Here is a 12,429-nt window from a genome sequence, read left to right as displayed (position 1 = left end):
GCAGCACGCTAAGCAGGTCAGACGCAGTCCGGGGGGAACCAGTATGGTCGATAAGAACCGCAGCAAGTCACGCATCACGCCCGAAGAGGCGCTGGCCTATCACATGGAGCCGCGGCCGGGGAAATTCGACATCGTCGCCTCGACCCCGATGACCACGCAGCGCGACCTTTCGCTGGCCTATTCTCCCGGCGTCGCGGTGCCGGTGCAGGCCATCGCCGACCAGCCCGAGACCGCATATGACTACACCACCAAGGGCAACATGGTCGCGGTCATCTCGAATGGCACGGCCATCCTGGGGCTCGGCAATCTGGGCGCGCTGGCCTCCAAGCCGGTGATGGAGGGCAAGGCAGTGCTGTTCAAGCGCTTTGCCGATGTCAACGCCATCGATATCGAACTGGACAGCGAGGACGCCGAAGAGATCATCAATGCCGTCCGCCTGATGGGTCCGACATTCGGCGGGATCAATCTCGAGGACATCAAGGCGCCGGAATGTTTCATCATCGAACAGCGCCTGAAGGAATTGATGGACATCCCGGTCTTCCATGACGACCAGCATGGCACCGCCGTGATCTGCGCCGCCGGGCTGATCAACGCGCTGGAGCTGTCGGGCAAGAAGATCGAGGATGTGAAGATCGTGCTCAACGGCGCCGGGGCTGCGGGGATCGCCTGCCTGGAGTTGCTGAAATCCATGGGCGCGCAGCATGACAACTGCATCATGTGCGACACCAAGGGCGTGATCTACCAGGGCCGGACCGAGGGCATGAACCAGTGGAAATCGGCCCATGCAGTGACGACCGAGGCGCGCAGCCTCGAAGACGCGATGAAGGGTGCCGACGTGTTCCTGGGCGTGTCCGTCAAGGGGGCGGTGACACAGGACATGGTGCAATCCATGGCCGACAACCCGGTCATCTTCGCCATGGCCAATCCCGATCCCGAGATCACCCCAGAGGATGCCCATGCCGTGCGCGCCGACGCCATCGTGGCCACGGGGCGCAGCGATTACCCCAACCAGGTCAACAATGTGCTGGGCTTTCCCTATCTGTTCAGGGGCGCATTGGACATCCATGCCCGCGCCATCAATGACGAGATGAAGATCGCCTGCGCCCGCGCCCTGGCGGAACTGGCGCGCGAGGATGTCCCCGACGAGGTCGCCGCCGCCTATGGCCGCAAGCTGCAATTCGGCCGCGATTACATCATCCCCGCCCCATTCGACCCCCGGCTGATCCATGTGGTGCCCCCGGCGGTGGCCAGGGCCGGGATGGATACCGGGGTCGCCCGCCGCCCGATCATCGACATGGAGGGCTACATCCAGTCGCTGAAGGCCCGGATGGATCCCACCGCCGCCATCCTTCAGGGCATGCATGCCCGCGCGCGCAAGACTCAGGCCCGGATGATCTTTGCCGAGGGCGACGATCCGCGCGTGCTGCGCGCAGCCGTGGCATGGCAACGTGGCGGCATGGGACAGGCTCTGGTTGTGGGCCGCGAGAATGACGTAAAGGAAAAGCTGGAGGCAGCGGGACTTGCCGATGCCGTCCGCGAGATCGCGGTGGTCAACGCCGCAAATACCCGCCATCTCGAAGCCTATCACGATTTCCTCTATGCCCGGCTTCAGCGCAAGGGCATGGACCGCGAGGACACCAACCGGCTGGCCAATCGTGACCGGCATGTCTTTGCCGCCCTGATGCTGGCGCATGGGCATGGCGACGGGCTTGTCACGGGGGCTACGCGCAAGAGCGCGCATGTGCTCGACCAGATGGGCCAGGTCTTCGATCTGCGCCCACAGGACGGGGCGGTGGGGATCACCGCGGTTCTGCACAAGGGCCGGATCGTGCTGATCGGCGATACGCTGGTGCATGAATGGCCCGAGGCCGAGGATCTGGCCGACATCGCCACGCGCGGCGCGGTCGTGGCGCGGGGGTTGGGGCTGGATCCGCGTGTCGCCTTCCTGTCATTCTCGAATTTCGGGTATCCGGTCAGCGAGCGGGCCACCAAGATGGCACAGGCGCCGATGGTGCTGGACGCGCGCAAGGTGGATTTCGAATATGAGGGCGAGATGACGGTGGATGTCGCCCTGAACCCGGAATCGGCGGCGCGCTATCCCTTCAGCCGCCTGACCGGGCCTGCCAATATCCTGGTGATGCCTGCAAGGCATTCGGCCTCGATCTCGGTCAAGCTGCTGCAAGAGATGGGCGGCGCGACGGTGATCGGGCCGATCCTGACCGGGGTGCCGCAGCCGATCCAGATCTGCTCGACCACCTCGACGGTGAACGACATCCTGAACATGGCCGCCATCTCGGCCGGTGGTTTGGGGACGGTGAAATAGGGTGACGAGGCCACCTCGGATCCTTTGCTGTTCAGCTTGTAGAAAGACCGCCGCTTGCCGCACCGTCCGCCATCTGCGATAGAAGACCCGATCCCGTCCCGATCAGAGGCCGCCCATGACATTCCGCGCCCGTCATCTTCTGGGCATCGACCACCTCGCCCCTGTGGAAATCACCACCCTGCTGGATCTGGCCGAGGAATATGTCGCCCTGAACCAGCGCACGGTGAAACATTCCGACGCGTTGGCGGGGATGACCCAGATCAACATGTTCTTCGAGAATTCGACCCGCACGCAGGCCAGTTTCGAACTGGCCGGAAAGCGGCTCGGGGCGGATGTGATGAACATGGCCGTGGCACAGTCCAGCGTGAAGAAAGGTGAGACGCTGATCGACACCGCGCTGACGCTGAACGCCATGCATCCCGACCTGCTGGTCGTGCGCCATGACCATTCCGGCGCGGTGAACCTCCTGGCCGAAAAGGTGAACTGCGCCGTCATCAACGCCGGGGACGGGCGGCATGAGCATCCTACCCAGGCATTGCTTGACGCGCTGACCATCCGCCGCGCCAAGGGCAGGCTGCAACGGCTGACCATCGCCATCTGCGGCGATATCGCCCATAGCCGGGTGGCGCGCTCGAACCTGATCCTGCTGGGCAAGATGGAGAACCGGATCCGCCTGATCGGGCCTTCGACGCTGATGCCCTCGGGCGTGGAGGAGATGGGGGTCGAGCTCTACGAGGACATGCGCGAGGGGCTGAAGGGGGCCGATGTCGTCATGATGCTGCGCCTTCAGCGTGAACGCATGGATGGCGGCTTCATCCCGTCGGAACGGGAATATTACCACCGTTGGGGGCTGGATGCCGAGAAGCTGGCGCTGGCAGCGGATGATGCCATCGTCATGCATCCCGGCCCGATGAATCGCGGCGTCGAGATCGATGGCACCATCGCCGATGACATCAATCGCAGCGTCATCCAGGACCAGGTCGAGATGGGCGTGGCCGTGCGCATGGCGGCGCTGGACCTGCTGGCCCGGAACCTGCGCGCCGAACGGGGACGCGCGGCGGCGGAGGTGACGGTATGAGCGCGGATGCGACCATTCTCTTCGCCAATGCCCGCCTGATCGACCCCGAGGCGCAGAGCGACATGCCGGGCAGCCTTCTGGTCAGGAATGGCCGGATCGAGGGGACCGGCGCCCCGGACGAGGCCGCCCCCGAAGGTGCGAGTGTGATCGATTGCGGCGGCCGCGCGCTGGCCCCCGGCTTGGTCGATTGGGGCGTCAAGATCGGCGAACCGGGAGAGCGGCACAAGGAAAGCTTCCGCAGCGCCGGCCTTGCGGCGGCGGCGGGCGGCGTGACCACCCTGATCGCCCGGCCCGACACATTGCCGCCCATCGACACGCCGGAGTCACTGGAATTCGTGACCCGCCGCGCCCTGGACGCGCCGGTGAACATCCGTCACATGGCAGCGCTGACCAAGGCGCGCGAGGGCCGCGAGATGGTCGAGATCGGCTTTCTGACCGATCTTGGCGCCGTGGCCTTCACCGATGGCGTTCGCGCAGTCACCGATACCAAGCTGCTGTCGCGCTGCATGAGCTATGCCCGAGGCACCGGCGCGCTGATCGTCGGCCATCCGCAGGACGCGGGACTGTCGAAAGGTGCGGCGGCGACCAGCGGCAAATTCGCCTCACTCTACGGGATCCCCTCGGTGTCGCCCATGGCCGAGGTGATGGGGCTGGACCGCGACCTGTCGCTGGTCGCCATGACAGGCTGCCGCTGGCATGCCGACCAGATCACCACGGCGCGCGCCCTGCCCGCGCTGGCCCGCGCTCGTGATGCCGGGCTGGACGTGACGGCGGGGATCTCGATCCACCACCTGACGCTGAACGAATATGACGTCGGCGATTACCGCACATTCTTTCGCTTCACCCCGCCGCTGCGCTCGGAAGAGGACCGGCTGGCGATGGTGCAGGCGGTGGCGGATGGGGTGATCGACGTGATCGCCAGTTTCCACACCCCGCAGGACGAGGAATCCAAGCGCCTGCCCTTCGAAGCCGCCGCGCCGGGTGCTGTCGGGTTGCAGACATTGCTACCCGCGGCGATGCGGCTTTACCATCAGGGCGGGTTGTCGCTGCCGCAGCTTTGGCGGGCGCTGGCGCTGAACCCGGCCCGCAGGCTGGGGCTGGAAGCCGGGCGGCTGAGCAAGAGCGCCCCCGCCGACCTGGTCCTGTTCGATCCCGATGCACCCTTTGTGCTGGACCGTTTCAAGCTGCTGTCCAAATCCAAGAACACCCCCTTTGACGGCGCCCGGATGGAGGGACGCGTGCTGGGCACCTGGGTCGCGGGCAAGCGGGTATTCGGAGGCGAGAAATGAGCCTGATCCTGTGGACGGTGCTTGGCTACCTGCTTGGTTCGATCCCCTTCGGCATGGTCATCGCGCGGCTCATGGGGCTGGGCGATCTGCGCCAGATCGGCTCGGGCAATATCGGGGCGACCAATGTGCTGCGCACCGGCAACAAGCCCGCCGCATTGGCCACGCTGCTGCTGGATTCCGGCAAGGGGGCTGCTGCCGTGCTGCTGGCGCGCTGTTTTGCCGGCGACCTCGCGGCCATGCTGGCAGGCGGAGCTGCCTTTCTGGGCCATTGCTTCCCCGTCTGGCTTGGTTTCAGGGGCGGCAAGGGCGTGGCCACGTTCCTTGGCACCCTGATCGCGTTGCACTGGCCCCTGGGGCTCGGCGCCTGCGCCATCTGGCTGCTGACCGCGATCATCAGCCGTATCAGCAGTCTTTCGGCATTGATGGCTGCCGCCTTTGCACCGGTGCTGGCATGGGCAATGGGCCGGAGCGACCTGGTCCTTGTCTGCCTGTTCATCGCGGCGCTGATCTTTATCCGCCACAAGACCAATATCACCCGGCTTCTGGACGGATCGGAGCCCCGGATCGGCAGGAAATAACGCTTAACGCTGCGCGACCAGGCGCTTGCCTTCGGGACGGGAGGGACGCGAGGGTGCCGTGATTGCGTCAGGTTCGGGCTCGGGCTCTTTCGCGGCTTCGCGGATCGGGCTGGAGGAGAAGGGACGTGCCGGAGCCGCGACCGGAGCGGCCACCCCGCCCTGAGCGGCCATGCGCCGCAATGCATCCGCCCCACGCCGTGCCGATACCGCGATGGAGATCAGCGCCAGGCAGGCCCCGGCCAGCAATATCAGCGCCACGGCCCCGACCAGACCGGCATAGATCGGCAGTGGCGGCACGCCCTCGGCCTGACGGACAAGCGTCGTTATTGCCGCAACCAGGGCCACCAGCCCGATCACGAATACCATAGCCACCAATCGCTGCACCCAGCCCATCAGATCCGCCCGCATCTCATCCTCGGTCACATATCCGCTTTCCTTCGGGTGCCACCGGAGGCCGCCCTTTTCAAGCGGGCAGGACGATGCGTGCGGTCACCTTGTCGTGCGTTGTCTGGCAGGTCCAGATCGAAGAGATCACGAACGCGCGTTCAACTGTTCGATCGCGTCGGCGGTGCGACGGGTGTTGTTATAAATCCCCAGCCCGAGATAGATCATGCCACCCATCAGGACCAGGTAGATCGCACCGATGGCCCAGACCAACAGGCCCTGCAGGAAACCGCCCTGGGCGTTGAACATGGTGGCGAAGCCGCAATCACCACGACAATCGCACCGAGGACGATCACCACATTGATGATCCGCTCCATCCACAGAATGAAAAAGTCACGCATCCAATAATCTCCATAAATTCTCACGATACCGTGAGGCTGTCATGGCGACTATCGGAGCGCAAGTTCAGTAGGAATATTCACCATAGATTTTCGACAGATCGCCGTGCCAGTCGCCGTGATATCGGTCCAGCAACTCGTCGGCGGGCACCTTGCCGGTATCGACGCTTTCCCTGAGCGCGTTCAGGAAATGCGTCTCGTCCGGCACAAGGCCGCCTGCACCCTCGCGGCGGCGGTTCTTTAGCCCCTGTTCGGCGATTGCCAGCACCTCGCGCGCGAGATCATGCAAGCGGATCCCGCCCGCCTCTCCGGCCAGGGCATGCTTGCCCGCCGCGCGCCGCAGCCCCTCGCGGGTCTCGTGGTCCCAACCCTTGACCAGGTCCCATGCGGCATCCAGCGCCTCCTGGTCATAGGTCAGCCCGACCCAAAGCGCCGGCAAGGCGCATAGCCTGCGCCACGGACCGCCATCGGCGCCGCGCATCTCGATGAATTTCTTGACCCGCGCCTCGGGAAACACCGTGGTCAGGTGATCGGCCCAGTCCGACAGCGTCGGGATCTCGCCCGGCAAGGCGGGCAGCCTGCCCTGCAGGAAGTCGCGGAAGCTCTGGCCAAGCGCGTCGATATAGCGCCCATCGCGATAGACGAAATACATCGGCACATCGAGGACGTAATCCACCCAGGCATCATATCCGAAGCCGTCCTCGAAGACGAAGGGCAGCATCCCGGTCCGCGCATCGTCCAGATTCTGCCAGATATGCGCGCGCCAGCTTTTCATGCCGTTGGGCTTGCCGTCGAGGAAGGGAGAATTGGCAAACAGTGCCGTTGCCACCGGCTGCAGCGACAGCGCCACGCGCAGTTTCTGCACCATGTCGGGTTCAGAGGCAAAATCCAGGTTCACCTGCACGGTGCAGGTGCGATACATCATCTGCTTGCCCAGGGTGCCGACGCGATCCATGTAATCGGTCATCAGCCGGTAACGCCCCTTTGGCATCATCGGCATCTGATCCTGCGTCCAGATCGGCGCGGCGCCCAGGCCGATAAAGCCCGCGCCGATCTCGTCGGCGACGGTTTTCACCTCGGCCAGATGCTGGTTCACCTCGTCGCATGTCTGGTGGATCGTCTCAAGCGGCGCGCCGGAAAGTTCAAGCTGCCCGCCGGGTTCCAGGCTGACATTGGCGCCATCGCGTTCCAGCCCGATGATGTTGCCCTGCTCAAGGACCGGGCTCCAACCGAACCGCTCCTGCAGGCCGGTCAGCATCGCCTTGATCGAACATGCCCCCTCATAGGGGAGCGGCAGTCGCTTGTCCTTGCAATAGCCGAATTTCTCGTGCTCGGTGCCGATCCGCCACGCATCGCGGGGCTTTTCTCCGGCGGCAAGATAAGCGGCCAGTTGATCGCGGCTTTCGATCGGGCCTCCGCCCTGTTGGGGAATGGACATGGGAACGGGGCCTCTCCAAGGTTACCGGTCGGTCACAGGTGGCAACAGGCGGAGCCCAAGTCAACCCGCCGTGGACCGTTTCCGCTTTTGGTCGGAGCCGTTTCATCGCATCCCGCGATAGCCGGGGGCTGACGGCCCGCCACCGGGTGGTTCTAGAACTGGTGGCGCACCCATCGGAGATCCCGGATGATATTTGCATGAGGATAAAGGGTGGAGCGAATTCCGGGCGTGAAAGCCGCCATCAATCCGGTCTTCGCCAGACCGTGCGGACCGCATCGCTCTGTTCCGCGACATGCTCCAGTGCCGCTGAAAGCGCCCCCATATCCAGCCCCGGCAGAGCGGTGAAGGCATGTGCCAGCCCATCGGCCCCGGCCGCATCAACCGGCACCAGCAAAGCCTCCTGACTGCTTGAGCGCAGCCACCAGTAACCGCGCCCCTTCAGGCGCAGCAACCGGATCTCGGTCAGGTCACGCAGGGCGACCTCACCCCCCAGAACGGTTGCACCGTAATAGCGGATCGCGCCTTCATCGATCTCGACCACACCTTGCGCCCGGACCTGTCGGCGAAAGGGCAGACGCCGCCATGCGCCAATCAGCAGCGCAGCCCCAACCAGAACGACCAGCGCCCCGACCAATGCGAAGAACCAGCCACCCCGCAGGATCAGCCAGAGACCGGCCAGCGTCACGGCGGCGGCGACCAATGCTTCGGACCAGCGGGACAACCATATGCGCAGTTCAGGACGTATCATGACCGGATCTCGACCGGGTTTTCATGGATGATGAGCCTCATCCGGCCTGCCGGCTGGAAACCCAAGGCGGCATAGGCGCGGGCATATGGGCGGGCTGGCGGCCATGGGCAGGTATTTGGACAAAGAAGAAGCTCACCACCTGGTCAGGGCCTCTTCATCGCTGGTCCTGGCTTCGACCCATTTCCCGCTGCCGTCGCGGGCGATCTCGCGCTTCCAGAAGGGGGCGCGGGATTTCAGCCAGTCCATCAGGTAATCGGCGGCGTCGAATGCCGCGCGGCGGTGGCGGGCGGCGGTGGCGACCATCATGATCTGCTCGCCCACGGCGAGACGCCCGTGGCGATGGATAATCCGCCAATCGGCGAGATCGAAGCGCCGTGCGGCTTCCTGCCCGTAATCGTTCAGGGCCCGTTCGGTCATGCCGGGATAATGCTCGATCTCCAGCGCGGTCATCCGGCCGTTATCGTCGCGCACGATGCCGGAGAAGGTGACGACGGCACCCGCACCCTCGCCAAAGCCGCGCAGCTCGGCGGCCAGATCGAACGGAGCGGTCTGGACGCGGGCGCTCATGGCTCAGCCTCCCGTCATGGGCGGGAAGAAGGCCACCTCACGGCTTCCCGCCAGCGGCGTGTCCAGATCGGCCAGTTGCTGATCGACGGCGCAGCGCACCGCCGACATGTCGGCAAAGGCGGCGGCATGCCATTCATCGCGGGCGGCCAGTTCCGCCACCAGGTCGCGGATCGTGGTGGCCCCGGTCTCGACGCGTTCGCGGGGCTGGCCGATGCGTTCGCGCAACCAGGCGAAATAGAGGATATCAAGCGTCATCTCTCGGCTCCCGCAGGTAGGGCAGCGCTTGGTGAAATATTCCCATCCGGTCCAGCCGGTCAGCGCCGCCGCCATCCAGATCAGCAGCAGGCCAAGCTGGGTGGCAAGATCGGACCAGCTGTCGGACCATGGCAATTCCCCCTCGCCGACCAGCGGCGGGCGGCCGTGCTCGACATAGGCGAGGCCGGTGCCCAGGAACAGAACGGCGATGGCGACCATCTGGAAGGTGGTTTTCCATTTCGCCAGCCGGGTGACTTTCAGCAGCCTGGCATTCGCGCCCAGGAATTCGCGCAGGCCCGACACGAAGACCTCGCGGAACAGGATCACCGCCGCGGGCAGGATCAGCCAGGGATTCATCCCCGAATAGCCGGTGATGACCACGAGGGCGATCACCACCATGGCCTTGTCTGCGATCGGGTCCATCGCCGCACCGAACCGGCTTTCCTGCTGCCAGGCGCGGGCCAGATAGCCATCGAACCAGTCCGTAACGGCCGCCAGCAGGAACAGCGCCAGCGCCGCCCAATCCGCCCATGGCCGATGGAAATACAGGAACATCAGCGGCACGGCAGGCGCCGCGATCAGCCTCAGCAGGGTCAGGATATTCGGGACGGTCCAATGCATGCCGGCAAGCTAGTCTTTGCCGGCGCGCTTGGAAAGGGGCAGCTTCGCCGCGATGACAGCAAAATGACAACGGAACGCGCCACGGGGATCGCGGCCGGCGCAGGGCCGGGCACGGAGCCCCCCGGTCAGGAGGCGCCGTTCGGTTCTTCGGGATAAAGCTGGTAATCGCGATCACCGATGGTCAGTTTGACCGCCTTGATACGGTTCTCGCCAAAGTGATGCGTGCGGCGGCCGACGACCAGGACCGGATCGCCCGGTATTGCGGGCGCATCCTCCAGTCCCGCCTCGCGGTTGCGGCCGTGACCGCCCAGTTCAATGGTCCAGTTGACGCCATCGCTGGCGCGAACCTGCAGCGTCGGGTCGCTGCCCGAGATATTGATATCGGTGATCGTGGCATCCAGCCGGGTCAGGTCATCCTCGAAATCCGACCAGCGGTCATGCGACAGCGCATCGTCGGGCGCGAACAGGCGCGTGGGGGTGGCACTGATGCCAAGGCATGGAAATCGGGGCATGGCAGCCTCCTTCTGCGATATGGGTGAGCAGGGGGAAACCTTAGCCTGATTCTGGCATATTCGAGCGGTAGCATAGCACCCACCCCGCTGCTGCCCCGGACATTGCAAGGCTTTAGTTGAAGGAATGCCGGAAAGTTGAACGAAAGCAGGCCACCAAGGAGATCGGCAAGAAGCCGCCTATCCTTCAACCCTTGGCGTGGAAATGGTCATAGACCTTCTGCGCCAGCGCCGCCGAGATCCCCTCGACCGCCTGCAGATCCGGCAATCCCGCCCGGCTGACCGCCTTGGCGCTGCCGAAATGCGCCAGGAGCGCGCGTTTGCGGGCCGCGCCCACCCCGGCGATCTCGTCCAGCGGATTGGCCATCACCGATTTGGCCCGCCGTGCCCGATGCGTGCCGATCGCCCATCGATGCGCCTCATCGCGCAGCCGCTGGACGAAATACAGAACCGGATCGTTCATCCGCAATGCGAAGGGCCGTCTGCCGGGGCGGTGGAATTCTTCCTTGCCGTGATCCCGATCCACCCCCTTGGCGACGCCGATGATGGGAACGTCGTTGACGCCCAGTTCGGTCAGGATGCTTTCGACCGCCGAGACCTGCCCCGCCCCACCATCGATCAGCAGCAGATCTGGCCATGCCTCGGTCTGCCGGTCGGGATCCTCTTTCAGCAAGCGCTGGAACCGGCGGGTGAGAACCTCTTTCATCATCCCGAAATCGTCGCCCGGCGTGATCTCGGTGCCCTTGATATTGAACTTGCGATACTGGCTTTTGACATAGCCCTCCGGTCCGGCGACGACCATGCCGCCCACGGCATTGCTGCCCTGGATATGGCTGTTGTCATAGACCTCGATCCGGCGCGGCGCGGCTGGCAGGTCGAAGGCCTCGGCGATCCCGGTCAGCAATTTTTGCTGTGCCGCGCTTTCCGACATGCGGCGGGCAAGGCTTTCGCGGGCATTGCGCAGGGCATTGGTTACCAGTTCGAATTTCTCGCCCCGCTGCGGTGCTAGAACCTCGACCCGGCGCCCCGCCCGCTGGCCCAGCACCTCGGCGGTCAGCTCCGGATCCTCGGGCGGATGCGACAGCAGGATCATCCGGGGAGGCGGCTTGTCGTCATAGAACTGCATCAGGAAAGCCTGCATCACCTCGTCCGGCGCTTCCGCACCGCCAAGACGCGGGTAGAAATCGCGGTTCCCCCAGCTTTGATTGCCGCGGATGAAGAACACCTGCACGCAGGCCTGCCCGCTTTCCATATGCAGCGCGACGATATCGGCCTCGGGCACGCCGCGCGGGTTGATGGCCTGTACAGATTGCACGGCGGTCAGCGCCTTGATCCGGTCACGCAGGGCGGCGGCACGCTCATATTCCATCGCCTCGGCGGCCTCGGTCATCTCGCGGGCCAGCGTCGCCTGGATATCGGTGGATTTGCCCTGCAGGAACCGTTCGGCATCCGAGACCAGCCCGGCATAATCCTCTTCCGAGATCCGGCCCACGCAGGGCGCACTGCAACGCTTGATCTGAAAAAGCAGGCACGGGCGGGTGCGGGACTCGAATACCGAGTCCGTGCAATTGCGCAGCAGGAACACCCGCTGTAACTGGTTCAGCGTCCGGTTCACGGCCCCCGCGCTGGCGAAAGGCCCGTAATAGTCGCCCTTCTCGGACTTGGCGCCGCGATGTTTCTTGATCTGCGGGAAGGCATGCGACTTGGCGACCAGGATGTTGGGAAAGGACTTGTCGTCGCGCAGCAGCACGTTGTAGCGCGGCTTGAGCTGCTTGATCAGGTTCTGCTCCAGCAGCAGCGCCTCGGTCTCGGTCCGCGTGGTCAGGAACATCATCGAGCAGGTTTCGCGGATCATCCGCGCAATCCGCGCCGAATGCCCCGAAGGACGTGCATAATTCGACACCCGCGCCCGCAGGTCGCGCGCCTTGCCGACGTAAAGCACCGCCCCCTGCGCATCCAGCATCCGGTAAACCCCGGGGCTGCGCTCGAGCGTGCGAAGATAATCCTGGATCAGCGCGTGGCCGGTCTTTTGGGTCATGGCATCAGATTGGTGATTCCCGCCCCGGGCTGCAAGTTCCCGCAGCCAAATGCAAGCTTTAACCTTTCCACGGAATCTGTGGATAACTCTGTGGAGGGGCTGTTGGGGAGCAAGGCTTTGTCCTGCAATTGTTACGGTTTTGTTACCATGCCTAAAAGTTAAGCAAATATTGAGGCGACTGAAAACAAATAGTTTTTTACCTT

The 12,429-nt window shown here is 64.4% G+C and carries 12 protein-coding genes and 1 pseudogene; 4 read left to right on the top strand and 9 right to left on the bottom strand.

The genetic code is table 11. From position 1 onward, the window contains the following. Positions 1-43: 43 nt before the first annotated feature. From A7A09_RS00820 to plsY, 4 genes are all read left to right on the top strand, one after another. A complete protein-coding gene (locus A7A09_RS00820) occupies positions 44-2,323 on the top strand; it encodes an NADP-dependent malic enzyme (protein ID WP_106689441.1) in 2,280 nt (759 codons plus the stop codon). Between the two features lie 115 nt (positions 2,324-2,438). Beyond that, entirely contained in the window at positions 2,439-3,401 is a 963-nt protein-coding gene (locus A7A09_RS00815; protein WP_106689439.1) for an aspartate carbamoyltransferase catalytic subunit, read from the top strand. Beyond that, complete coding sequence (gene pyrC / locus A7A09_RS00810) at positions 3,398-4,690, top strand: dihydroorotase (protein ID WP_106689437.1); 1,293 nt, start codon at positions 3,398-3,400, stop codon at positions 4,688-4,690. Before A7A09_RS00815 ends, pyrC begins: the two co-directional genes overlap by 4 nt. Beyond that, a complete protein-coding gene (plsY, locus tag A7A09_RS00805) occupies positions 4,687-5,268 on the top strand; it encodes a glycerol-3-phosphate 1-O-acyltransferase PlsY (protein WP_106689435.1) in 582 nt (193 codons plus the stop codon). The genes pyrC and plsY overlap by 4 nt, the downstream gene beginning before the upstream one ends. A 3-nt stretch (positions 5,269-5,271) precedes the next feature. Here plsY and A7A09_RS00800 read toward each other — a convergent pair whose 3' ends face one another. The 9 genes and pseudogenes from A7A09_RS00800 to uvrC all read right to left on the bottom strand — a co-directional run bounded on the left by A7A09_RS00800 (position 5,272) and on the right by uvrC (position 12,226). Continuing rightward, positions 5,272-5,691 carry a hypothetical protein gene (locus tag A7A09_RS00800; RefSeq protein ID WP_148043594.1) on the bottom strand — a complete coding sequence of 140 codons (420 nt, stop codon included), beginning with the start codon at positions 5,689-5,691 and terminating at the stop codon, positions 5,272-5,274. Between the two features lie 108 nt (positions 5,692-5,799). Beyond that, complete coding sequence (locus A7A09_RS20700; protein WP_170166982.1) at positions 5,800-5,961, bottom strand: hypothetical protein; 162 nt, start codon at positions 5,959-5,961, stop codon at positions 5,800-5,802. Positions 5,962-6,117: 156 nt separating this feature from the next. Next, positions 6,118-7,488 (bottom strand): glutamate--cysteine ligase, encoded by a 1,371-nt coding sequence (locus A7A09_RS00795; RefSeq protein ID WP_106689431.1) that lies wholly within the window; start codon positions 7,486-7,488, stop codon positions 6,118-6,120. Between the two features lie 241 nt (positions 7,489-7,729). Continuing rightward, on the bottom strand, positions 7,730-8,236 hold the full coding sequence (locus A7A09_RS00790) for a hypothetical protein (RefSeq protein WP_106689429.1): 507 nt from the start codon (positions 8,234-8,236) through the stop codon (positions 7,730-7,732). 132 nt (positions 8,237-8,368) lie between these two features. Beyond that, on the bottom strand, positions 8,369-8,803 hold the full coding sequence (locus A7A09_RS00785) for a molybdenum cofactor biosynthesis protein MoaE (RefSeq protein ID WP_106689426.1): 435 nt from the start codon (positions 8,801-8,803) through the stop codon (positions 8,369-8,371). A 3-nt stretch (positions 8,804-8,806) separates the two neighbouring features. Continuing rightward, on the bottom strand, positions 8,807-9,058 hold the full coding sequence (gene moaD / locus A7A09_RS00780; RefSeq protein WP_106689424.1) for a molybdopterin converting factor subunit 1: 252 nt from the start codon (positions 9,056-9,058) through the stop codon (positions 8,807-8,809). Continuing rightward, a pseudogene (gene pgsA, locus A7A09_RS00775) lies at positions 9,048-9,679 on the bottom strand (CDP-diacylglycerol--glycerol-3-phosphate 3-phosphatidyltransferase). Before pgsA ends, moaD begins: the two are co-directional and overlap by 11 nt. Positions 9,680-9,804: 125 nt before the next feature. Beyond that, a complete protein-coding gene (locus A7A09_RS00770) occupies positions 9,805-10,191 on the bottom strand; it encodes a hypothetical protein (protein ID WP_106689422.1) in 387 nt (128 codons plus the stop codon). A gap of 184 nt (positions 10,192-10,375) precedes the next feature. Beyond that, positions 10,376-12,226 (bottom strand): excinuclease ABC subunit UvrC, encoded by a 1,851-nt coding sequence (gene uvrC / locus A7A09_RS00765; RefSeq protein ID WP_106689421.1) that lies wholly within the window; start codon positions 12,224-12,226, stop codon positions 10,376-10,378. Positions 12,227-12,429 lie beyond the last annotated feature (203 nt).

The sequence above is a fragment of the Paracoccus methylarcula genome (genome assembly GCF_003007735.2).
In the GTDB taxonomy this organism is placed as follows: Bacteria; Pseudomonadota; Alphaproteobacteria; order Rhodobacterales; family Rhodobacteraceae; genus Paracoccus; species Paracoccus methylarcula.
This window is presented reverse-complemented; position numbering and strand designations above follow the sequence as displayed.